15 protein-coding genes, 2 tRNA genes and 3 rRNA genes are annotated in these 22,244 nt (G+C 44.5%); 11 read left to right on the top strand and 9 right to left on the bottom strand.

Translation table 11 applies throughout. The annotated features are described in order from the left end of the window. The first annotated feature begins 99 nt into the window (after window positions 1-99). The 4 genes from A4G17_RS04470 to A4G17_RS04455 all read left to right on the top strand — a co-directional run bounded on the left by A4G17_RS04470 (window position 100) and on the right by A4G17_RS04455 (window position 3,116). Entirely contained in the window at window positions 100-621 is a 522-nt protein-coding gene (locus tag A4G17_RS04470; protein WP_123957262.1) for an isoprenylcysteine carboxyl methyltransferase family protein, read from the top strand. 109 nt (window positions 622-730) lie between these two features. Continuing rightward, complete coding sequence (locus A4G17_RS04465; protein ID WP_123957277.1) at window positions 731-1,798, top strand: extracellular solute-binding protein; 1,068 nt, start codon at window positions 731-733, stop codon at window positions 1,796-1,798. Window positions 1,799-1,807: 9 nt separating this feature from the next. Next, entirely contained in the window at window positions 1,808-2,377 is a 570-nt protein-coding gene (locus A4G17_RS04460) for an acetate uptake transporter (RefSeq protein WP_123957263.1), read from the top strand. A gap of 130 nt (window positions 2,378-2,507) precedes the next feature. Then, the gene (locus A4G17_RS04455; protein ID WP_123957264.1) at window positions 2,508-3,116 is read left to right on the top strand and encodes a cation diffusion facilitator family transporter; all 609 of its coding nucleotides are present in this window, start codon (window positions 2,508-2,510) and stop codon (window positions 3,114-3,116) included. A 35-nt stretch (window positions 3,117-3,151) separates the two neighbouring features. Here A4G17_RS04455 and mpl read toward each other — a convergent pair whose 3' ends face one another. After that, window positions 3,152-4,516, bottom strand: coding sequence for a UDP-N-acetylmuramate:L-alanyl-gamma-D-glutamyl-meso-diaminopimelate ligase (gene mpl / locus A4G17_RS04450; protein ID WP_123957265.1), 1,365 nt, complete (start codon window positions 4,514-4,516; stop codon window positions 3,152-3,154). A gap of 96 nt (window positions 4,517-4,612) precedes the next feature. Here mpl and fbp point away from each other — a divergent pair, with 96 nt between their 5' ends. Continuing rightward, entirely contained in the window at window positions 4,613-5,614 is a 1,002-nt protein-coding gene (gene fbp, locus A4G17_RS04445) for a class 1 fructose-bisphosphatase (protein WP_123957266.1), read from the top strand. Window positions 5,615-5,809: 195 nt separating this feature from the next. Continuing rightward, the gene (locus tag A4G17_RS04440; RefSeq protein WP_123957267.1) at window positions 5,810-7,405 is read left to right on the top strand and encodes an ABC transporter substrate-binding protein; all 1,596 of its coding nucleotides are present in this window, start codon (window positions 5,810-5,812) and stop codon (window positions 7,403-7,405) included. Between the two features lie 73 nt (window positions 7,406-7,478). On the opposite strand, the gene A4G17_RS04435 is transcribed toward A4G17_RS04440, so the two are convergent. Further along, a complete protein-coding gene (locus tag A4G17_RS04435; RefSeq protein WP_123957268.1) occupies window positions 7,479-8,903 on the bottom strand; it encodes a sucrose-specific PTS transporter subunit IIBC in 1,425 nt (474 codons plus the stop codon). Window positions 8,904-9,176: 273 nt separating this feature from the next. On the opposite strand from A4G17_RS04435, the gene A4G17_RS04430 reads away from it, so the two are divergent. Further along, window positions 9,177-10,508: an anaerobic C4-dicarboxylate transporter gene (locus A4G17_RS04430; RefSeq protein ID WP_123957269.1), complete on the top strand. Its 1,332-nt coding sequence runs from the start codon at window positions 9,177-9,179 to the stop codon at window positions 10,506-10,508. Between the two features lie 74 nt (window positions 10,509-10,582). Here the strand turns inward: A4G17_RS04430 and map are convergent, their stop codons facing one another. The 6 genes from map to A4G17_RS04400 all read right to left on the bottom strand — a co-directional run bounded on the left by map (window position 10,583) and on the right by A4G17_RS04400 (window position 16,899). Next, window positions 10,583-11,389, bottom strand: coding sequence for a type I methionyl aminopeptidase (gene map / locus A4G17_RS04425; protein ID WP_123957270.1), 807 nt, complete (start codon window positions 11,387-11,389; stop codon window positions 10,583-10,585). A gap of 180 nt (window positions 11,390-11,569) precedes the next feature. Next, window positions 11,570-11,685 (bottom strand): 5S ribosomal RNA (rrf, locus tag A4G17_RS04420). A gap of 190 nt (window positions 11,686-11,875) precedes the next feature. Beyond that, a 23S ribosomal RNA gene (locus A4G17_RS04415) occupies window positions 11,876-14,777 on the bottom strand. Window positions 14,778-15,057: 280 nt separating this feature from the next. Then, window positions 15,058-15,133, bottom strand: a tRNA-Ala gene (locus tag A4G17_RS04410). A gap of 73 nt (window positions 15,134-15,206) precedes the next feature. Continuing rightward, window positions 15,207-15,283 (bottom strand) — tRNA-Ile (locus A4G17_RS04405). Window positions 15,284-15,359: 76 nt separating this feature from the next. Further along, window positions 15,360-16,899, bottom strand: a 16S ribosomal RNA gene (locus tag A4G17_RS04400). The 16S, 23S and 5S rRNA genes sit together here with 2 tRNA genes alongside, the layout of an rRNA operon. Window positions 16,900-17,291: 392 nt before the next feature. Between A4G17_RS04400 and A4G17_RS04395 the strand changes: the two genes are divergently transcribed. The 3 genes from A4G17_RS04395 to A4G17_RS04385 all read left to right on the top strand — a co-directional run bounded on the left by A4G17_RS04395 (window position 17,292) and on the right by A4G17_RS04385 (window position 19,485). Beyond that, entirely contained in the window at window positions 17,292-18,125 is an 834-nt protein-coding gene (locus A4G17_RS04395; protein WP_123957519.1) for a DUF5718 family protein, read from the top strand. A gap of 104 nt (window positions 18,126-18,229) precedes the next feature. After that, window positions 18,230-19,054 carry a DNA ligase gene (locus A4G17_RS04390; protein WP_123957518.1) on the top strand — a complete coding sequence of 275 codons (825 nt, stop codon included), beginning with the start codon at window positions 18,230-18,232 and terminating at the stop codon, window positions 19,052-19,054. 107 nt (window positions 19,055-19,161) lie between these two features. Beyond that, the gene (locus A4G17_RS04385; RefSeq protein WP_123957517.1) at window positions 19,162-19,485 is read left to right on the top strand and encodes a zinc ribbon domain-containing protein YjdM; all 324 of its coding nucleotides are present in this window, start codon (window positions 19,162-19,164) and stop codon (window positions 19,483-19,485) included. A gap of 48 nt (window positions 19,486-19,533) precedes the next feature. Here the strand turns inward: A4G17_RS04385 and A4G17_RS04380 are convergent, their stop codons facing one another. Beyond that, window positions 19,534-20,832: an L-cysteine desulfidase family protein gene (locus A4G17_RS04380; protein ID WP_123957516.1), complete on the bottom strand. Its 1,299-nt coding sequence runs from the start codon at window positions 20,830-20,832 to the stop codon at window positions 19,534-19,536. A gap of 275 nt (window positions 20,833-21,107) precedes the next feature. Here A4G17_RS04380 and carA point away from each other — a divergent pair, with 275 nt between their 5' ends. Continuing rightward, complete coding sequence (gene carA, locus A4G17_RS04375; protein WP_123957515.1) at window positions 21,108-22,235, top strand: glutamine-hydrolyzing carbamoyl-phosphate synthase small subunit; 1,128 nt, start codon at window positions 21,108-21,110, stop codon at window positions 22,233-22,235. Window positions 22,236-22,244: the final 9 nt, after the last annotated feature.

Here is a 22,244-nt window from a genome sequence, read left to right as displayed (position 1 = left end):
AATGTGGTCGCCCTATTTTTACCAAACAAGCGGTCAGTTTCAGTAAGAATTTTGCAAATTTAACGACTAATTTTTTATTCATTTCTAAAGGAGAAAACCATGATCACTGTCTTGTTCTGTTTATTTTTTATCATTCGTCTATTTAGTCTGAAAATTTCGATTAAAAACGAAAAAAATCTCATTGCCAAAGGGGCGATCCAATACGGCAAAACCAACTCCACGCTGCTTTCCATTGCGCACGTTTTATTCTATTTCTCCGCGTTATTTGAAGCGAATTATTACGGCTATGTATTTGATTCCACGTCCTTAATCGGTGCGGTGATTGTTGTGCTTTCGCTTGTCGCATTGTTTTGGGTGATTCGTGAATTGGGTGAAATTTGGACAGTAAAACTCTACATTTTGCCACACCATCAGCTCAATACCTCGCCCATTTTTAAACATATCCGCCACCCGAACTATTTCTTGAACATCATTCCAGAGCTTATTGGGATTATTTTGTTGTGCCACGCTTGGCATACGCTTTACTTCGTTTTCCCCATTTATTTAATTATTTTAGGCGTGCGGATTTATCAAGAAGAAAAAGTGATGAAACCGCTCTTTGAGCAGCAAGCCACCAAATAATTTTCATAGCTAATCCCTACCAAAATCGCTATACTTGGCCGCTTTCGCTGTGGCGAAAAACACACTACAAGCGGTCAGTTTCGCTGACTTTTTTACCATCCCCCCAATAATGAGGAACGAAAAATTGATCAAATTCGGTCGAATATTTTTTGCCAAATTGATGGCAGTTGCGGTGGCTTTTTCTGCATTATCTGCTCAGGCAGCAGAAAAATTGTATGTGTATAACTGGACGGAATATGTGCCGTCATCGTTACTTGAGCAGTTCACGAAGGAAACGGGTATCGAGGTGATCTACTCTACCTTTGAAAGTAACGAAGAAATGTATTCAAAGCTGAAATTAGCCAATGGTGCGGGCTACGATATTGTGTTCCCATCAAGCTACTATGTCGGCAAAATGGCGAAAGAAGGGATGTTGGCGGAAATTGATAAAAGCAAATTAAGCAATTTCGACAATGTTGATAAAGCCTTGATGGGCAAGCCTTTCGACCCTAAAAATAAATACTCACTGCCTTATGTCTATGGTTTAACTGGCATCGGCGTGAACAGTGCCAATATCGACCCAGCCAAACTTACCAGTTGGGGCGATTTTTGGAAACCCGAATTCAAAGGCAAGTTATTGCTGATGAATGATGCTCGTGAAGTGTTCCACATTGCGTTGTTGTTAGACGGCAAATCGCCGAATACCACCAAGGAAAGTGAAATTAAAACAGCTTACGAGCGTTTACTCAAAGTCGTGCCGAATGTGTTAGTGTTCAACTCTGACTCCCCTGAAATGCCTTATTTACAAGGCGAAGTGGATGTTGGGATGATCTGGACAGGCTCGGCACACCGTGCGAAAAGCGAAAATCCAGACATCAAATTCATCTTCCCCAAAGAAGGAGCGGTGGTTTGGATGGATAACTACGCAATTCCAAAACAAGCCAAAAATAAGGATGCGGCACATAAATTTATCGATTTCTTGTTGCGTCCAGAAAGTGCGAAAGAGGTGATTGAGGTGATGGGCTTCTCTATGCCGAACGAGAAAGTAACACCACTTCTCTCTGAAAGTTTAGTGAACGATCCATTGATCTTCCCACCCCTTGAACAAATTGAAAAAGGTATTTTACAAAGTGATGTCGGCGAAGCTGTCGAAATCTATGAAAAATACTGGAATTTACTCAGAACAAATAGCAAATAGAGGTCTTAAATGTCTGCTCATCAAACAGCAACAGCAAATCCAGGCCCACTCGGTTTATGTGGATTTGCCCTAACAACTTGGTTACTTAGCTTAATTAACAACGGCACCTTCGGCGGCGAAAACGTCGGCTTAGTGCTTGCAATGGGCTTTGCCTTCGGCGGCACCGCACAAATGATTGCGGGGATGTTCGAATTTTCGAAAGGCAACACCTTTGGTTTCACTGCATTCACCAGCTACGGGGCATTCTGGTGGTCATTCGCCCTATTCAAAACCTTCTTCGCGACAACTGTTTCGGCGGAATTTATCGGCTGGTATTTAATCGTTTGGGGAACCTTCACCTTAATGATGTTCGTTGGTACACTGGCGAAAGCCCGTGCGTTACAAGTGATCTTCGCATTATTAACCATCACATTCTACTTATTAGCCGCAGGCGATTTTACGGGTAACCATAACATCACCCATATCGGCGGTAATTTTGGTTTAGCAACTGCACTTGCCGCATTCTACTTAGCCGCAGCAGAAATCATCAACGAAAGTTTCGGTCGTACCGTGTTACCAATCGGCGCACCCAAAGCCTAACAAGCGGTCAGATCCGCCAACTTTTTTGCAAATGCCCCACATCGTTGGGGCATTTTTTATTTTCGGCTTGAGCTTGTAGCGACTACAACCTTTATGCTCTACTTATTACTTTCACATAGAAGGCATATTTATGACACATTCACATTCTGAGCATGACCACGATCACCACAGCCATCTTCCACAGGATCGCAACACCTTACTCTGGAGCTTCGCTATCATTACTGTTTTTATGTTAATTGAATTTGTCGGTGGTTATTTCTTTAACAGCTTAGCGTTAATCGCTGATGCAGGACACATGGCAAATGACAGCCTGTCGATTGGATTAGCCGTTTTAGCACTGTGGTTTGCTCACTCGCCTATATCAAAATGGCTGGCTCTGCTCAACGGCGGATCGCTACTTGTTATCGCACTGTGTATTATTTGGGAAGCCATTGAAAGATTGCAATCTCCGCAAACCATCGCAGCGTTGCCAATGATCGCTGTTGCAGTGATCGGATTATTGGTTAATATCGTCGTCGCTCAAATGATGCTCAAGGCAAACCATGAGAACCTCAATATCCGAGCGGCTTATTTACATGTTCTGGCTGATTTACTTGGCTCTCTGGTGGCAATTATTTCTGGGTTAGGTGCCTACTTCTTGGCATGGCAATGGATTGATCCACTCGCCAGTTTACTACTCAGTTTGATTATTTTTCGTAGTGGCTGGCAAGTGACCAAAGCAGCCATCAATGACATTTAGGGCGTTACCCGCCCTAAACAAGCGGTCACTTCCGGCTAATTTTTTGCAAGTCGGTCAAGCAATTTCTGATGAATGCCGCCAAAGGCGCCGTTGCTCATCACCAAAATGTGATCATTTGGTTGTGCGACTTGGGTAACTTGCTCGACGAGTTCATCAATGCTTGTAGCCCATTGTGCTGGCTGGCAAAGAGCCTCGGTAATTTGGCTGACTTGCCAAGGAATTGTGTCGGGTTGGAAGACAAACACCTGATCCGCATCAGCCAGAGATGGGGCAATTTCGTCTTTATGCACGCCCATTTTCATCGTGTTTGAACGGGGCTCAAGGACCGCTAAAATGCGTTGATCTTTGCTGATTTTGCCACGAAGTGCGGCGATTGTCGCCGAAATAGCGGTGGGGTGATGGGCGAAATCATCGTAAATGGTGATGCCATTGACTTCCCCTTTCACTTCCAAACGGCGATTAGCGTTGATAAACGTACTGAGAGCTTGGCACGCCATTGGAATGGTAACGCCTGCATGATGTGCGGCGGCGATTGCCATTAATCCATTGTGCATATTGTGCTCGCCCCAAATGTGCCAATGCACTTCGCCCGCTTTTTCGCCGTGATGATAAACGGCAAATTGAGTGCAATCTGCGGTGATCGGTTCAGCAAACCATTCATTGTCTTTGCCGATAAATTGCAATTCACAGTAGCTTCCCATCGCAAGAGTATCTTGCACGTTCTTGTCGGATTTTGCCGATAAAATACAGCCTTTCTGTGGCATTGTGCGGATAACGTGATGGAACTGGCGTTGAATCGATTTTAAATCATCAAAAATATCGGCGTGATCGAAGTCGATGTTATTCACAATCAACGTTTTGGGGTTGTAATGGACGAACTTCGACCGCTTGTCAAAGAATGCAGAGTCGTATTCATCGGCTTCTATCACGAAAAATGGGGCACTTCCCGCACGAGCGGAAATGCCAAAATTCCCCGCCACCCCGCCAATCAAAAAGCCAGCATCAAGCCCCGCTTGGTCTAAAATCCACGCCAACATTCCCGTTGTAGTGGTTTTGCCGTGGGTACCTGAAACCGCTAAAACCCAACGATTTTTCAATAAGTTATCATGAAGCCATTGTGGGCCTGAAGTAAAATTGAGCTGATTATCTAACACATACTCCACACACGGATTGCCACGGCTGATCGCATTGCCGATGATCACCATATCAGGTGTAGGCTGCAGCTGTGCCACATCATAATTTGGGATAATCTCAATACCACTTCTTTCTAGAAAAGTGCTCATCGGCGGATACACGTTGGTGTCTGAACCGGTGACTTTATAACCAAGCTCACGGGCGATCATCGCCACCCCGCCCATAAAGGTGCCGCAAATACCGAGAATGTGAATATGTTTTTGCATAAAATTCCTTGAATGTAGATAACTGTGAACAAAGTCACAAAACCGAAAAATAATGACAGGTATAATAAAGCAATTTGTTGAAATAAGGAGAGAAAAATGAAAACTTTAGGCGAATTTATCGTGGAACGACAAGCGGAATACCCGGGAGCAACAGGGGAGTTGAGTGGTATTCTGTCGTCTATTCGGCTATCGGCAAAAATTATTCACCGTGACATCAATCGAGCAGGGCTAACACAAGATATTTTAGGCGTGTCAGGCGATGAAAATATTCAAGGCGAAACGCAGATGAAGTTAGACGTTTTCGCCAACGAAACGATGAAAAAAGCACTCATCGCTCGTGGTGATGTCGCAGGTTTTGCCTCAGAAGAAGATGATACCTTTGTCGCCTTTGATACGGAGCGGGGGCGTAACGCCAAATATATTTTAATGACCGATCCGCTCGACGGTTCATCTAATATTGATGTAAACGTTTCTGTCGGCACTATTTTCTCGATTTACAAACGCATTTCGCCGATTGGTACGCCCGTTACAATGGAAGACTTCTTGCAACCTGGACGTAAACAAGTCGCTGCGGGCTATGTAACTTACGGTTCATCCACAATGTTAGTTTACACCACGGGCAACGGCGTAAACGGTTTTACTTACGATCCCTCTTTGGGCTTGTTCATTCTTTCGCACCCCAATATGAAAATGCCATTTGAAGGCAAATATTATTCAATCAATGAAGGGCAATATCGTACCTTCCCTGAAGGCGTAAAACGTTTCATTAAATTCTGCCAAGAAGAAGACCAAGCCACCAAACGCCCGTATTCGTCTCGCTACATCGGTTCGCTCGTATCCGATTTCCACCGCAACTTACTCAAAGGTGGCATCTACATCTACCCAACCACCACTACTCACCCGAAAGGTAAATTGCGACTATTATACGAAGGCAACCCGATGGCATTTATCGCGGAACAAGCTGGCGGTATGGCAACGGACGGCATCAATCCGATTCTTGACATCAAACCAACAGAGCTTCACCAACGCGTGCCATTCTATGTCGGCTCAACCGCAATGGTACAAAAAGTGGAAGATCTCTTAAAAGAATTTGGTTAATCCACACGTCTCATTTTAATTTGTTGTGTTACAAGCGGTCACTTCTGAAGAAAATGTTGCAATTTGCAAAAAATAGTCCGAATCTGACCGCTTGTTTATGCTTTTTGGTTATAACTGACATAAATTTGTTCTTTACCAATGGACAAAATCTCGCTATCTTGTAAAGGTTTTGTTAATTTCCCCATAGGAGACACGATGAAATTACGTACAAAATTTTCGCTCATTGCTGCAACATTATTGGCTTCAAGCCTTGCACAAGCTGCCGATAAAACCTTTGTAAACTGCGTAAGCCGCTCACCTACAGGCTTTAGCCCTGCTCTTGTAATGGATGGTATTTCCTATAACGCCAGCTCGCAACAAGTGTACAACCGTTTGGTTGAATTTAAACGTGGCTCAACAGAAATTGAACCTGCACTCGCAGAAAGTTGGAGCGTCAGTGATGACGGTTTGACTTATACCTTCAATTTACGCAAAGGCGTGAAATTCCACACAACCAAAGACTACAAGCCAAGCCGTGAATTTAATGCTGACGATGTACTGTTCTCATTCCAACGTCAGCTTGACCCAAACCACCCGTATCACAATGTGTCGAAAGCAACCTATCCGTACTTCAAAGCGATGAAGTTTCCGAAATTGTTGAAAGCGGTTGAAAAAGTGGATGATCACACCGTGAAAATTACCCTTAATCACCCCGATGCAACCTTCTTAGCCAGTTTAGGTATGGACTTTATTTCGATCTATTCCGCTGAATATGCCGACAAAATGCTTGCGGCAGGCAAACCTGAAGCGATTGATACAACACCAATCGGCACTGGGCCATTCGTGTTTGCAGGCTATCAGCTAGATCAAAAAATTCGTTTCTTAGCCCACAAAGAGTATTGGAATGGCAAAGCGGATATTGACCGCTTGATCTTTGATATCGTGCCAGATGCGACTACTCGCTATGCAAAATTGCAAGCGGGCAGCTGCGATATGATGGATTTCCCGAATGCAGCGGATCTCGACAAAATGAAGACCGATCCAAAAGTGAATTTGCTTTCACAACCGGGGTTAAACATCGCTTATATCGCTTTTAATACCGAAAAAGCCCCGTTTGATAACGTAAAAGTTCGCCAAGCGTTGAACTATGCGGTGGATAAAAAAGCAATTTTAGATGCCGTTTATCGTGGTGCGGGTGTCGCTGCGAAAAATCCATTGCCACCCACAATTTGGGGCTATAACGACAGCATCACTGATTACGAATACAATCCAGAAAAAGCGAAGCAGTTGTTAAAAGAAGCAGGCTTTGAAAATGGTTTTGAAACGGATATTTGGGTGCAGCCTGTGGTGCGTGCATCAAATCCAAACCCACGTCGTATGGCGGAATTAGTCCAAGCCGACTGGCAAAAAGTGGGCGTAAAAACTAAATTGGTTAGCTATGAATGGGGCGATTACATCAAACGTACCAAAGCGGGAGAATTAACTGCAGGGACTTACGGCTGGTCTGGCGATAACGGTGATCCAGATAACTTCTTATCACCATTATTAGGCAGCGAAAATATTGGCAATAGCAACTATGCACGCTTTAAAAATGCCGATGTCGATGCGTTGCTTGCAAAAGCAATTATCTTGTCAGATAAAGGCGAACGTGCAAAATTGTACGAGCAAGCTCAGGTTATCATTAAAGAGCAAGCACCATGGATCAATGTTGCTCACTCTATCAACTTTGCTCCAACAAGCAAACGAGTGGAAGGTTATAAACAAAGTCCGTTTGGCTACTCTTACTTCTATGGGACAAAAATCATCGACTAACAAGCGGTTAGATCATTAGATTTTTTTGCAAATACCAAAATCCCCAAGATACCTTGGGGATTTTTATTACACATTAGTTTGCTTTAGTATGAGCTCGTTTACCTAAAATAACCGTAATTGTAAATGCCAAGCCAGCGGAAATGACCATACCGACACAGTACATCCCAAGACTTTCTGGTTTGATTGACGGAATTCCCGGCAACCCTGCTGCCCCCAATGCAATTGCTTTCACATTGAATAAAGCAATAAATGCACTCGATACTCCAGCTCCGATCATTGCCGCAATAAATGGATAGCGAAAACGCAAGTTAACCCCAAACATAGCTGGTTCAGTAATACCAAGTAGTGCAGAAACACCTGATGGCACCGCAATACCACGCACTTTCGCATCCTTCATCACAAAAGCGGCACCTAAACATGCTGCCCCTTGTGCAATATTCGACATCGCTGCAATTGGGAAAATAAAGGTTCCGCCTGTTGTCGCCACTTCTGCTAATAGCTGTGTTTCAACCGCAATAAAGGTTTGGTGCATTCCTGTAATCACAATTGGAGCATAGAACGAACCAAAAATCGCACCGCCAACAAAACCTAATGTGTCATATAACCAGGTTAAACCGAAGCTAATTAGCGATCCAGCTTCACGTCCTAGTGGACCAATAATCGTAAATGCTAAGAACCCAGCAATAAACAATGAGAAAAGCGGTGTAATCAAGTTATCTAAGAACGATGGTACAATTTTACGGAAAAACTTCTCCAATGTTGCCAAGACCCAGGCAGAAACTAATGTCGGGATCACTGTGCCTTGATAACCGACTTTTTCAATTTCTAACCCTAACACATTCCAATACTGAATGTTGCCCTTCGCAAGAGTGAGAGCATAGTTCCAACCATCGGCTAATGCCGGATGGACTAATAACATTCCAAGAGCGGCCCCTAAATAAGGATTACCGCCGAACTTACGAGTTGCAGAAAAACCAAGCAATACAGGTAAGAAGACAAATGGTGCATTCGCAAAAGTATTCATTAAATCGACTAAATCTGCGATGCCAGGGTACATATCAACAACATTCACGCCCTCAGCAAAGAAGCCTTTGGCAGTTAACATAGAGTGAATCCCCATTAACAAACCGCCCGCAACAATGGCAGGAATGATTGGCACAAAAATATCAGCTAACCCCTTGATCGCAGATTGGAACCAACCTTGTTTTTCTGCGCCTGCGGTTGCAACATCTGCGGTTGTCATGTCCCCAATACCAAGCATCTGGATGAGTTCTGCGTGAACTTTATTCACTGTACCAGAGCCAAAAATAATTTGATACTGGCCCGCAACTGAGAATTGTCCTTTTACGCCATCAATATTTTCAATGCCTTGTTTATCAATCAGACTTTCATCTTTGACAACCATACGTAAGCGAGTAGCACAATGTGCGGCAGCTGAAATGTTTTCTTTTCCGCCGAGTTTATCAATCACCTGCTGAGCAATTTGTGGAAAATTCATAGTAAGTACCTTTATAGTGTGAGAAATCAAACTATTTCATTTTAACTAAATCGTTTTAGCAAATAAAGAACACAAAGATAAAAGGTTTTAGTTTTGAGATCAAGTTCACATTTTTAGCAAGTTTAGCTCAACAAATCTGCAAAAAATTGGCAGGAACTAACCGCTTGTTTCAACAAAAAGTATAAATTTTAGAATTTTTTTGATTTAGATAAAAACAGTCTGGAGCAAACACGTTAGAATGGCATTCTTCTTTTTTATTTTTACGAGGTCTCTATGCTCTATTTTGAGTTTATTCTATTACTTGCTTTTTTATATGCTGGTAGCCGCTTCGGCGGTATTGGGTTAGGGGTTGTGTCTGGAATCGGCTTGCTTGTTGAAGTCTTTATTTTACGCATGCCGCCGACATCACCGCCGATTGAGGTTATGCTCATCATCATTGCGGTGGTAACTTGTGCATCGGTGCTTGAAGCCGCTGGTGGATTAAAATTCATGCTACAAATTGCCGAACGTATTTTACGTAGCAATCCAAAACGGGTGACCATTTTAGGCCCTCTAGTGACTTACACCATGACATTAATGTTAGGTACAGGTCATGCCGTTTATTCAATTATGCCAATTATTGGTGACGTTTCACTAAAAAATGGAATCCGTCCAGAGCGTCCTATGGCAGCAGCCTCTGTTGCCTCTCAGCTCGGGATCACGGGCAGCCCAATCTCCGCTGCGGTTGTTTACTATTTAAGCCAAATCGTTGAATTACCTGGATTTGAACACGTTTCACTACTGAGCATTGTTGGTGTCACTATTCCTGCAACCTTTACTGGAGTACTCGCACTTTCATTGTATAGCTTAAAACGAGGCAAAGAATTACAAGATGATCCAGAATATCAACGCCGTTTACAAGATCCTGTGTGGAAAGAACGTATCGCAAACACCACAAGCACTTCATTAGATGAGAAATTGCCACCTGCGGCAAAAAATGCAGTGTTACTGTTCTTACTCGCATTAGTAAGTATCGTGATTATTGCTATGTTCCCTGAGATTCGTACGATTGGCGATGCGAAAAAACCAATCTCAATGAGTGCAATCATTCAAATGATGATGTTAGCTTTTGGTGGTATCATTTTATTAGCAACAAAAACCGACGTACAAAAAGTGCCAAATGGGGTGGTCTTCAAGTCAGGCATGGTGGCAGCAATCGCTATTTTCGGGATTGCTTGGATGAGCGATACCTACTTCACTCACGCAATGCCATCATTCAAAAGTGGTATCACAGAAATGGTAAATGCATATCCATGGACATTTGCCTTTGCTTTGTTTGCCGTTTCAGTTGTAATTAACAGCCAAGCCGCTACTGCTAAAATGTTGCTACCAGTTGGTTTAGCAATGGGCTTACCTGCTCCATTATTAATCGGCTTACTTCCAGCTACTTACGGTTACTTCTTCATTCCAAACTATCCATCTGATATTGCAACCGTAAACTTTGACGTCACAGGTACAACGAAGATTGGTAAATACTACTTCAACCATAGTTTTATGGTTCCAGGTCTAATCGGTGTCATTACGGCTTGTAGTGTCGGAATTTTCCTAGCCAATATTCTAATTTAACCATTTGCAAATGGTGATAAAAAAGTGACCGCTTGTGGAGAAACAAGCGGTCACTTTTACGTCATATTTTGCAATTAACTATTTTTCATCAAGCGTGTAATTCTACCTGAAGCGATTTCCTCTTCACGAATCGTCATCACTTCACAACCATCTTTGGTAACAACAATTTGATGCTCAAACTGTGCGGAATGACTACGATCTTTCGTTTTCACCGTCCATCCATCTGGCATTGTTCGGATCTCTTTCTTACCCGCATTGACCATCGGCTCAATCGTAAACACCATTCCTTCCTGCAAAATTACCCCTCCATCATCGGAAAAATAGTGCAACACTTGTGGGTCACAATGAAACTGATCCCCAATACCATGACCACAATATTCACGCACGACAGAAAACCCTTCTTTTTCTACATATTGCTGAATAGTCTTACCTATTTGATTCAGACGAATACCAGGCTTCACAATTCGCAATGCTTTGTATAAAGATTCTTGAGTGACTTCAATCAAACGTTTGTCACGAATACTTGGCTCACCAACCACATACATTTTAGAATTATCGCCATAATAACCCTCTTTGATCACTGTGACATCAATATTGAGAATATCCCCTTTTTTCAATTTTTTATCGTCATTAGGAATACCGTGGCAAATTACTTCATTGAGTGAAATACAAGTTGCTTTCGGGAAACCATGATAGCCTAAACAAGCGGGAATACCCTCTTGCACTTGTTCAATATACTGATGGCAAATACGATCAAGTTCGCCTGTACTTACACCTTCTTTGACATAAGGTTCAATCATCACTAATACATCTGAAGCTAAGTTACAGGCAACTCGGATCTTTTCTAACTCCGCTTCAGTTCGGATAGGAATATTATTCATGAATATACTTTCTCTTATAACAAAAAGTGTGGCGAATTATACGCTTTTTCACAACGAAATTCACGCACTACAATCGGTCACGTTGGTGGTATCTTTTACAAAGCCTATTCTTTCCCCCTTCCCAAAACAAAAACCCCTTGCACTGTACTCAACCGAGTACTTGCAAGGGGTCCAATAAAACCCTGATGGTGCCCTACTCTCACATGGGGAAACCCCACACTACCATCGGCGTCACTGCGTTTCACTTCTGAGTTCGGAATGGAATCAGGTGGGACCACAGCACTATGGCCATCAGGAAAATCCTGTTGTTGTCTTTGTTCGTCTTTATTTTTTCGTTCTCTATTCTTGGCTTCTTACGTCGCCTTTAATCTGAAACAAGCTGTCTGTTTGATTTTCTTTCACTTCGCTCTCGCTTTGTCTTTTCGTTTAGCTTTCTTCTCAACCGCTTTTGGCTTCTTTCTTCTTTCCAAAAACGCTTGAGGTTGTATGGTTAAGCCTCTCGGGCAATTAGTATGGGTTAGCTCAACGTCTCGCAACGCTTACACACCCCACCTATCTACGTCGTAGTCTACAACAACCCTTACTGACTTAATGTCAGGGATGACTCATCTTGAGGCAAGTTTCGTGCTTAGATGCTTTCAGCACTTATCTCTTCCGCATTTAGCTACCCAGCAGTGCCTCTGGCGAGACAACTGGAACACCAGTGATGCGTCCACTCCGGTCCTCTCGTACTAGGAGCAGCCCCTCTCAATCATCCAACGCCCACGGCAGATAGGGACCGAACTGTCTCACGACGTTCTAAACCCAGCTCGCGTACCACTTTAAATGGCGAACAGCCATACCCTTGGGACCTACTTCAGCCCCAGGATGTGATGAGCCGACATCGAGGTGCCAAACACCGCCGTCGATATGAACTCTTGGGCGGTATCAGCCTGTTATCCCCGGAGTACCTTTTATCCGTTGAGCGATGGCCCTTCCATTCAGAACCACCGGATCACTATGACCTGCTTTCGCACCTGCTCGACTTGTCTGTCTCGCAGTTAAGCTTGCTTCTACCATTGCACTAACCTGACGATGTCCGACCGTCATTAGCAAACCTTCGTGCTCCTCCGTTACGCTTTGGGAGGAGACCGCCCCAGTCAAACTACCCACCAGACACTGTCCGAACACCTGTACTTGGTGTTTCGTTAGAACATCAAACGTTAAAGGGTGGTATTTCAAGGACGCCTCCACAAGAACTAGCGTTCCTGCTTCATAGGCTCCCACCTATCCTACACATCAAAATTCAATGTTCAGTGTCAAGCTATAGTAAAGGTTCACGGGGTCTTTCCGTCTAGCCGCGGGTACACCGCATCTTCACGGCGATTTCAATTTCACTGAGTCTCGGGTGGAGACAGCCTGGCCATCATTATGCCATTCGTGCAGGTCGGAACTTACCCGACAAGGAATTTCGCTACCTTAGGACCGTTATAGTTACGGCCGCCGTTTACTGGGGCTTCGATCAGGAGCTTCTCTTTCGATAACACCATCAATTAACCTTCCAGCACCGGGCAGGCATCACACCCTATACGTCCACTTTCGTGTTTGCAGAGTGCTGTGTTTTTAATAAACAGTTGCAGCCAGCTGGTATCTTCGACTGGTTCAGCCTTCGGAGGTAAACTCCTACAACCTACGCCAGCGCACCTTCTCCCGAAGTTACGGTGCTATTTTGCCTAGTTCCTTCACCCGAGTTCTCTCAAGCGCCTGAGTATTCTCTACCTGACCACCTGTGTCGGTTTTCAGTACGGTTTAGTTATATCTGAAGCTTAGTGGCTTTTCCTGGAAGCGTGGTATCAGTAACTTCATTCCCTTAGGAACTCGTCATCACTTCTCGTTGTTTAAATTGGGTAAGCGGATTTGCCTACCTACCCCAACTACCGGCTTAAACAGACATCCAACAGTCTGCTTACCTAACCTTCTCCGTCCCCACATCGCAATATAACCAAGTACGGGAATATTAACCCGTTTCCCATCGACTACGCTTTTCAGCCTCGCCTTAGGGGCCGACTCACCCTGCCCCGATTAACGTTGGACAGGAACCCTTGGTCTTCCGGCGAACGAGTTTTTCACTCGTTTTATCGTTACTTATGTCAGCATTCGCACTTGTGATACGTCCAGCAAACCTCTCGATTCACCTTCATCCGCTTACACAACGCTCCCCTACCCAACAGATTTGACTCTGATGCCGCAGCTTCGGTGCTATATTTGAGCCCCGTTACATCTTCCGCGCAGGCCGACTCGACTAGTGAGCTATTACGCTTTCTTTAAATGATGGCTGCTTCTAAGCCAACATCCTAGCTGTCTAAGCCTTCCCACTTCGTTTCCCACTTAATATAGACTTTGGGACCTTAGCTGGCGGTCTGGGTTGTTTCCCTCTCCACGATGAACGTTAGCACCCACCGTGTGTCTCCTATGCATTACTCTTCGGTATTCGCAGTTTGCATCGGGTTGGTAATCCGGGATGGACCCCTAGCCGAAACAGTGCTCTACCCCCGAAGGTATTCACATAAGGCTCTACCTAAATAGATTTCGGGGAGAACCAGCTATCTCCCGGTTTGATTGGCCTTTCACCCCCAGCCACAAGTCATCCGCTAATTTTTCAACATTAGTCGGTTCGGTCCTCCAGTTAGTGTTACCCAACCTTCAACCTGCCCATGGCTAGATCACCGGGTTTCGGGTCTATACCTTGCAACTAGACGCCCAGTTAAGACTCGGTTTCCCTACGGCTCCCCTATTCGGTTAACCTTGCTACAAAATATAAGTCGCTGACCCATTATACAAAAGGTACGCAGTCACCAAACAAGTTGGCTCCCACTGCTTGTACGTACACGGTTTCAGGTTCTATTTCACTCCCCTCACCGGGGTTCTTTTCGCCTTTCCTTCACAGTACTGGTTCACTATCGGTCAATCAGGAGTATTTAGCCTTGGAGGATGGTCCCCCCATCTTCAGACAGGATATCACGTGTCCCGCCTTACTTATTTTCAGCTTAGTTCCACACAAGGCTTTTAAAGTACGGGATTATCACCCTCTTTGATTGAGTTTCCCAACTCATTCCTCTAAGTCTTGTGCTATAACTGAATGGCTCCTTCGCGTTCGCTCGCCGCTACTAACGAAATCTCGGTTGATTTCTTTTCCTCGGGGTACTTAGATGTTTCAGTTCTCCCGGTTTGCCTTATTTACCTATGGATTCAGTAAATAATGATAAGCTCTTCGCTTATCGGGTTTCCCCATTCGGACATCTTGGATTAAACGCCTCTTATCGACTCATCCAAGCTTTTCGCAGATTAGCACGTCCTTCATCGCCTCTGATTGCCTAGGCATCCACCGTGTACGCTTAGTCACTTAACCATACAACCTCAAACATTTTTAGATAATATTGTTATTAAACAATCATCAAAATATTTAAAGCTGATAATCAAAAACTACTACTTGTGTGCTTTTGTTCACACAAGATTTTTACTACTCAGACTTTCTTTCGAAAATCTCTCAGTTTTTCAGCTTGTTTCCTATTTTTTAAAGAACTATAGACAATGAAACATTTCTGTTTCACTCATCATACCTAAAATCACAAAGGCTTTTGCAAAACTTTCGCAAAAACTGACCGCTTGCAACCTTAGGTATGATGAGTTGGTGGAGATAAGCGGGATCGAACCGCTGACCTCCTGCGTGCAAGGCAGGCGCTCTCCCAGCTGAGCTATATCCCCATTCATCACTTCCGTTTTCTTCACTCATTATTAACTTGCTTTAGCCTATTGCTTTGCTTGTTACCTGTTTGAGTGGTGGGTCTGAGTGGACTTGAACCACCGACCTCACCCTTATCAGGGGTGCGCTCTAACCACCTGAGCTACAGACCCAACGGATGACCTTCAGTTTTTTTGTCTTTCTATCAAACAATCTGTGTGAGCGCTTATTGTGTCATTTCTACTTCGGTAAGGAGGTGATCCAACCGCAGGTTCCCCTACGGTTACCTTGTTACGACTTCACCCCAGTCATGAATCATACCGTGGTAAACGCCCCCCTTGCGGTTAAGCTATCTACTTCTGGTACAACCCACTCCCATGGTGTGACGGGCGGTGTGTACAAGGCCCGGGAACGTATTCACCGCAACATTCTGATTTGCGATTACTAGCGATTCCGACTTCATGGAGTCGAGTTGCAGACTCCAATCCGGACTTAGATGCACTTTGTGAGATTTGCTCCATGTCGCCATTTTGCTTCCCTCTGTATGCACCATTGTAGCACGTGTGTAGCCCTACTCGTAAGGGCCATGATGACTTGACGTCATCCCCACCTTCCTCCAGTTTATCACTGGCAGTCTCCTTTGAGTTCCCGACCTAATCGCTGGCAACAAAGGATAAGGGTTGCGCTCGTTGCGGGACTTAACCCAACATTTCACAACACGAGCTGACGACAGCCATGCAGCACCTGTCTCATGGTTCCCGAAGGCACATTCACATCTCTGCGAACTTCCATGGATGTCAAGAGTAGGTAAGGTTCTTCGCGTTGCATCGAATTAAACCACATGCTCCACCGCTTGTGCGGGCCCCCGTCAATTCATTTGAGTTTTAACCTTGCGGCCGTACTCCCCAGGCGGTCGATTTATCACGTTAGCTTCGGGCACCAGAGTTAAACCCCAATCCCCAAATCGACATCGTTTACAGCGTGGACTACCAGGGTATCTAATCCTGTTTGCTCCCCACGCTTTCGCACATGAGCGTCAGTATATTCCCAAGGGGCTGCCTTCGCCTTCGGTATTCCTCCACATCTCTACGCATTTCACCGCTACACGTGGAATTCTACCCCTCCCTAAAATACTCTAGATTGCCAGTCTGAAATGCAATTCCCAGGTTAAGCCCGGGGCTTTCACATCTCACTTAACAATCCGCCTGCGTGCCCTTTACGCCCAGTCATTCCGATTAACGCTCGCACCCTCCGTATTACCGCGGCTGCTGGCACGGAGTTAGCCGGTGCTTCTTCTGTGGATAACGTCAATTACCAACTCTATTAAAGTTGATACCTTCCTCACCACCGAAAGAACTTTACAACCCGAAGGCCTTCTTCATTCACGCGGCATGGCTGCATCAGGGTTCCCCCCATTGTGCAATATTCCCCACTGCTGCCTCCCGTAGGAGTCTGGACCGTGTCTCAGTTCCAGTGTGGCTGGTCATCCTCTCAGACCAGCTAGAGATCGCGGGCTTGGTAGGCCTTTACCCCACCAACTACCTAATCCCACTTGGGCTCATCTTATGGCAACTGGCCCGTAGGTCCCAGTCTTTAATCTCTCGATATTACGCGGTATTAGCTACAGTTTCCCGTAGTTATCCCCCTCCATAAGCCAGATTCCCAAGCATTACTCACCCGTCCGCCACTCGTCAGCAAGAAAGCAAGCTTTCTCCTGCTACCGTTCGACTTGCATGTGTTAAGCCTGCCGCCAGCGTTCAATCTGAGCCATGATCAAACTCTTCAATTCAAAAAGTTTAATCGCTCAATAAATACTGACTATAAAAAAATCAATAATATTCATTATGAATTTCAAGTTAAGCACTTATTAAGACTTCAAAATTAAATAATATTTCACTTCAAAATCACATCAACAAGTGCCCACACAGATTGTCTGATTCATTATTAAAGAGCAAAAAACAACGACGCACCGTAATAACCTAATCCGTTCACAACAGTGCGTCGTTGTGTGGTGCGCATTATAGAGAAATTCAAATCCAATGCAAGCAAAAAATTTAAAAAAATTTAAAAAAACGATCTTTTGGTGAAAAAAGATCCAAACTGATGATTTTGTATGACATTTTAATGGTACAAGCGGTATGATTAGCCCAATTTTTTGCAAAACCAAAAGAGGATCATATTATGCAGAACCAACACTTTATCGGATTAGGCGTTGCGGGTAACTTTGCGGGGCATTTGGAACAAGCGGGCGAAGCAGCCGATTTTGTCAAAGTAAAAACCTCGGAAGCTATTCAACCAAAGGCAATTTTCCCCTTTTATGTGCCAAGCAAAAATTTAGCGGAAACCGACCGCTTTCTGGCCGAATTCCCGCTTTCGTCTGACACCATTCGCTTTCCATACGATGCCGATAATTTACAGATTGAGCCTGAAGTTGCATTAATTTGTGAAATTCACTATGAAAATCAAAAAGTTGTCGCTCTTAAACCGACTCATTTTGCCGCCTATAATGATTGCTCAATTCGTCGCCCAAACGCTCGCAAAATTTGTGAGAAGAAAAACTGGGGGGCAAATTCCAAAGGATTATCAACTCGTTGGATTGCCTTAGACAAATTTGAGCAGGGTGGCAATTTAGATGATTACCACATCGCTTGCTTCCATAAACGTGCGGGTGTGATGAACGAATATGGCATTGATAGCCAAACTATTGGTTACAGTTATTTCCACCAAAAACTTTTAGATTGGATTATCGATCGAATGAATAATCAGCCCGACCAAGACCCAATGAACAACATTGCTGATTTACTGGCTCGTGCCAACTATCCAACTCAGGCGGTAATCAGCATCGGAGCAACTCGCTATACCGATTTTGGCGAGTACAATTTCTTGCAAGTAGGCGATACCAGCATTGTCGTAGTTTACAACGGCAAGCAATATCGCCACGAACAGATTGTCGAAATGGCAGAAAAAGAGCAGTTTGTGGATGGTATTTCAGCCCTAGTACAAGCGGTAAAATAGCAAGCCTTTTTGCAAATTTTGCGACACAGATCGAAAAAATCGTTTTTCGTTCTGATTTCTTCGCTTTCCTTTTGTATAGTCGCTACATTTTCTGAGGACGATTTATGTGGCGACTACTCTTTTTTCTATTTATTCCCTCTGTCTTGGCTCAGCCGCTAAATTTAATGCTGTTGGAACAGTATAAAAATCAAGATGTTACGGGCTGGGTGATGAGCGAAAAGTTGGATGGCGTGAGAGGATTTTGGGACGGCAAGCAACTGCTGTCTCGCCAAGGCTATCCATTCAATCCGCCCGATTATTTCGTGGAGCATTTCCCGCCTTTTGCGATTGATGGCGAATTATTTAGCGAGCGTGGCAAATTTAGTGAAATTTCGGCAACCGTTCGCTCTGCTAACCCAAAAGGGTGGTATAAATTGAAACTACACGTTTTTGATGTGCCGAATGCCGAAGGTGATCTCTTTGATCGTCTGGCGACATTAGAAAAGTGGTTGGAAACCAATCCTTCGCCGCATATTGCGATCATCAAACAGATCCCACTCAAAAATACTGATCACTTGCATCAATTTTTTAGTGAGATTCAACAACTTGGGGGCGAAGGCGTAGTGGTGCGTAATCCTAATTCGCCTTATATTCATGGACGCTCCGCTCAAATTCTCAAACTCAAAGCGGTGTTGGACGAAGAATGTACCGTAGTAGCACATCACAAAGGCAAGGGGAAATATGCCGATAAACTTGGGGCGATTACCTGCGAAAATAAGCGAGGGCGTTTTCGCATCGGTTCGGGATTTAAAGATAAAGATCGAGAAAATCCGCCACCGATCAACAGCGTGATCACCTATAAATATCATGGGCTGACGGAATCGGGCAAACCGAGATTTGCAACCTTTTGGCGAATTCGAGACGATTTGCAAAAAAATCCGACAAACTGACCGCTTGCAAGCGGTCGGTTTTGCTGAAAATTTTGCAAAAATCAAAGCAGATTGACTCACTTTCTTGTAAACTAGATGCCTTTTTAACATTGATAGAAGGAAAAACAATGGATTTCCCAATTTGCCCACAATGTAAAGGCGAAAATACTTACCACGACTCGATTCAATTTGTCTGCCCAGATTGTAGCTATGAATGGACTGGCGAAGAAGCCGAAGCACAAGATGATGATCAACTGATCGTAAAAGACAGCAATGGCAATTTATTAGCCGATGGCGATGATGTGATTTTGATTAAAGATTTGAAACTCAAAGGCTCATCGGAAGTGCTGAAAAAAGGCACGAAATACAAAGGAATTCGTTTAGTAGCAGGCGATCACAATGTTGATTGCGGAAAATTACTGCTGAAATCAGAGTTTTTGAAAAAGGCATAATCCCATATTTTCAGGCGGACACCTCGTCCGCCTGTATGAACAACCTAATCAGCACTCCTGCCCTTTGGCACTCATTATTTCAATGATTTGCCTGTCCATATAGACCATACTTTTGGTAGCGATCGCACAAAGATTGTTGATCGATTTATCAACACTATGTTCTACAATGCCTTCGTTACCTGTTACTCGGCTGTTGTCTAACGCCATGAGCACTGCTTTGTAAGCAGACGAAACACCTGTGGAGACTTTCATCGCACAACTGTTTGCTGCCCCGTCACATAACACGCCACTGATGTCACCGATCATACTGCAGATCGCCATACTGATCGCATTAAAATTGCCGTTTAGCAGATATGCCATTCCCGCAGCACTGCCCATTGCCGCCGTAGTGACTGCACATAATGCCGATAATTTTGGCAATTTACTGTGAATGTAAATAGCAATAGTGTGTGAAAGGAATAACGCACGAATCAGCTGCTCATCGTTGGCATTGACAAAACGTGCCACAATCACCGAAGGCATTGTGGCAGCGATGCCTTGATTGCCAGAGCCTGAATTACTCATCGCAGGCAGTAACGCCCCGCCCATTCGAGCGTCGGAGGCTGCAGTGGTTTCGATCACAATGCGGTTGAGCAGATCGTCCGACAGCAAACCGAGTTCGATCTGCTTTTTCAACGTGCGACCAATATGCAATCCATACTCTTTTTCCAAGCCTTCTTTGGATAAGGCACTGTTGAGCTGAGCAGCCTCAGCAATAAACGCCAATTTTTCAACAGGAGCGTGCATCGCAAAATCGTAAATTTGCTGGGCTGAAAGCTGATTGAAAAACTGGTAATCATCGGCAACTTCCGCAGTAACTGTAGGCTGCTCAAAAATCACCTCACCATTTTTTTCAATCAACACCACATTCGTATGTGAGTCCTGAATACAGACCTTCACCCAACCGCTGTCGCCAAGCACCAAAGCTTCAGAGTAGAGCGGAAATTCTACGTTGGCAATGTCGACACTCACCCGATTTTCCGCCAACATCTGCTTGGCTTGAGCCACATCATCAGGCTGAATATGTTTTAGTACCTCCAACCCCGCTTGACAGTCGCCCGCTATCGCCCCTGCCGCCGCCGCAATTGGCAACCCAACCATTCCTGTTCCTGGCACCGTGACCCCCATTCCGTTTTTCATCAAATTCGGAGACACTTTTGCCTGAATTTGTTGCAACGGTGAATCCAAATGCGACACGGCAATCGCCGTTGCTAAAGCAAGTGAGATCGGTTCCGTACAGCCCAATGCCGGGGCGACATCGCGTTTCACAATGGCGATCAACGCATCGCCAAACTCAACATCTTTCATTGTTTAACCCTTTGGTAAAATTTCGCCACATTCTACCCGCTTGTGCCCGCCAACAAAATAAAAATTTGTTAAATAGTTGTAAATTGTGAATAGACATGCAATTATTTAGCATAACTTTTCATCTTAATCGTCACTTACAAGCGGTCAGAAAGTTTAGCTTGAATGCAAACGTTTGCTTTAGTAAACTTAGCCGCCTACTTCTAATCACGCCGCAACGGTGGTGGTTAATGGCTACTTGTAAGTACCAACCAAATAGATTTATTTAGGAGTAAATAATGTTTCAACCCGCAATTCTTGTCTTAGCCGACGGTTCAACTTTCCATGGAAAATCAATCGGCTATGATGGACACACCATCGGTGAAGTAGTTTTTAACACCGCCATGACGGGCTACCAAGAAATTCTAACCGACCCTTCCTACACAGGGCAAATCGTCACACTGACTTACCCCCATATCGGCAACACAGGTGCCAATCTTGAAGACACCGAATCTCATGCCGTTTATGCCGCAGGCTTGATTATCCGTGACCTTCCTCTATTACATAGCAATTTCCGCTCAAATATTTCCCTTCAAGATTATCTCATTGCCAATAAAATCGTTGCCATCGCCGATATTGATACCCGCCGCTTAACTCGCATTTTGCGTGAGAAAGGTGCACAAGCAGGCTGCATTTTAGTCGGTGATGACGCCGAAAAAGCGTTAGCACTTGCTAAAAGTTTTGGCTCAATGACTGGCCAAGATTTAGCCAAAGAAGTGACTTGCAAAGAGCTTTATCAATGGACAGACGGCGAATGGCAACTCGGAAAAGGCTATGTACCACAAGCTACCCCTGAATTTCATGTTGTCGCCTACGACTACGGCGTAAAACACAATATCTTGCGTATGCTTGCCGAACGTGGCTGTCGTTTAACCGTTATGCCTGCGACGACTTCTGCGGAAGCTGTGTTAGCCCTTAATCCAGACGGCATTTTCTTATCAAATGGCCCTGGCGACCCAGAACCTTGCAACTATGCAATCACTGCTATCCAAAAATTACTTGCCACCAAAAAACCTATCTTTGGCATCTGCTTAGGGCATCAACTTCTCGGCTTAGCCGCTGGCGGAAAAACTAAAAAAATGGCGTTCGGACACCATGGGGCAAACCACCCTGTGCAAGATCTCGACAGCCAAAAAGTGCTTATTACGAGCCAAAACCATGGCTTTGAAGTAGATGAACAGAGCTTACCTGCCAATGTGCGAGTGACCCACCGCTCTTTATTTGATGGCACTGTGCAAGGCATTGAGCTAACCGACCAAGTCGCATTTTCATTCCAAGGGCACCCTGAAGCTAGCCCCGGCCCGAACGATGTCGCGTATCTATTCGACCGTTTTATTGACGAATTAAGAAAGGCGAAGGGGGCGTAACAAGCGGTG

The sequence above is a fragment of the Frederiksenia canicola genome, assembly GCF_011455495.1.
Lineage (GTDB): Bacteria > Pseudomonadota > Gammaproteobacteria > Enterobacterales > Pasteurellaceae > Frederiksenia > Frederiksenia canicola.
This window is presented reverse-complemented; position numbering and strand designations above follow the sequence as displayed.

Bases quoted from the DNA above. Each gene is read 5' to 3' on its own strand.
- A4G17_RS04470 (WP_123957262.1), top strand. From the start codon at position 100: ATGATCACTGTCTTGTTCTGTTTATTTTTTATCATTCGTCTATTTAGT.
- A4G17_RS04465 (WP_123957277.1), top strand. From the start codon at position 731: ATGAGGAACGAAAAATTGATCAAATTCGGTCGAATATTTTTTGCCAAA.
- A4G17_RS04460 (WP_123957263.1), top strand. From the start codon at position 1,808: ATGTCTGCTCATCAAACAGCAACAGCAAATCCAGGCCCACTCGGTTTA.
- A4G17_RS04455 (WP_123957264.1), top strand. From the start codon at position 2,508: ATGACACATTCACATTCTGAGCATGACCACGATCACCACAGCCATCTT.
- mpl (WP_123957265.1), bottom strand. From the start codon at position 4,516: ATGCAAAAACATATTCACATTCTCGGTATTTGCGGCACCTTTATGGGC.
- fbp (WP_123957266.1), top strand. From the start codon at position 4,613: ATGAAAACTTTAGGCGAATTTATCGTGGAACGACAAGCGGAATACCCG.
- A4G17_RS04440 (WP_123957267.1), top strand. From the start codon at position 5,810: ATGAAATTACGTACAAAATTTTCGCTCATTGCTGCAACATTATTGGCT.
- A4G17_RS04435 (WP_123957268.1), bottom strand. From the start codon at position 8,903: ATGAATTTTCCACAAATTGCTCAGCAGGTGATTGATAAACTCGGCGGA.
- A4G17_RS04430 (WP_123957269.1), top strand. From the start codon at position 9,177: ATGCTCTATTTTGAGTTTATTCTATTACTTGCTTTTTTATATGCTGGT.
- map (WP_123957270.1), bottom strand. From the start codon at position 11,389: ATGAATAATATTCCTATCCGAACTGAAGCGGAGTTAGAAAAGATCCGA.
- A4G17_RS04395 (WP_123957519.1), top strand. From the start codon at position 17,292: ATGCAGAACCAACACTTTATCGGATTAGGCGTTGCGGGTAACTTTGCG.
- A4G17_RS04390 (WP_123957518.1), top strand. From the start codon at position 18,230: ATGTGGCGACTACTCTTTTTTCTATTTATTCCCTCTGTCTTGGCTCAG.
- A4G17_RS04385 (WP_123957517.1), top strand. From the start codon at position 19,162: ATGGATTTCCCAATTTGCCCACAATGTAAAGGCGAAAATACTTACCAC.
- A4G17_RS04380 (WP_123957516.1), bottom strand. From the start codon at position 20,832: ATGAAAGATGTTGAGTTTGGCGATGCGTTGATCGCCATTGTGAAACGC.
- carA (WP_123957515.1), top strand. From the start codon at position 21,108: ATGTTTCAACCCGCAATTCTTGTCTTAGCCGACGGTTCAACTTTCCAT.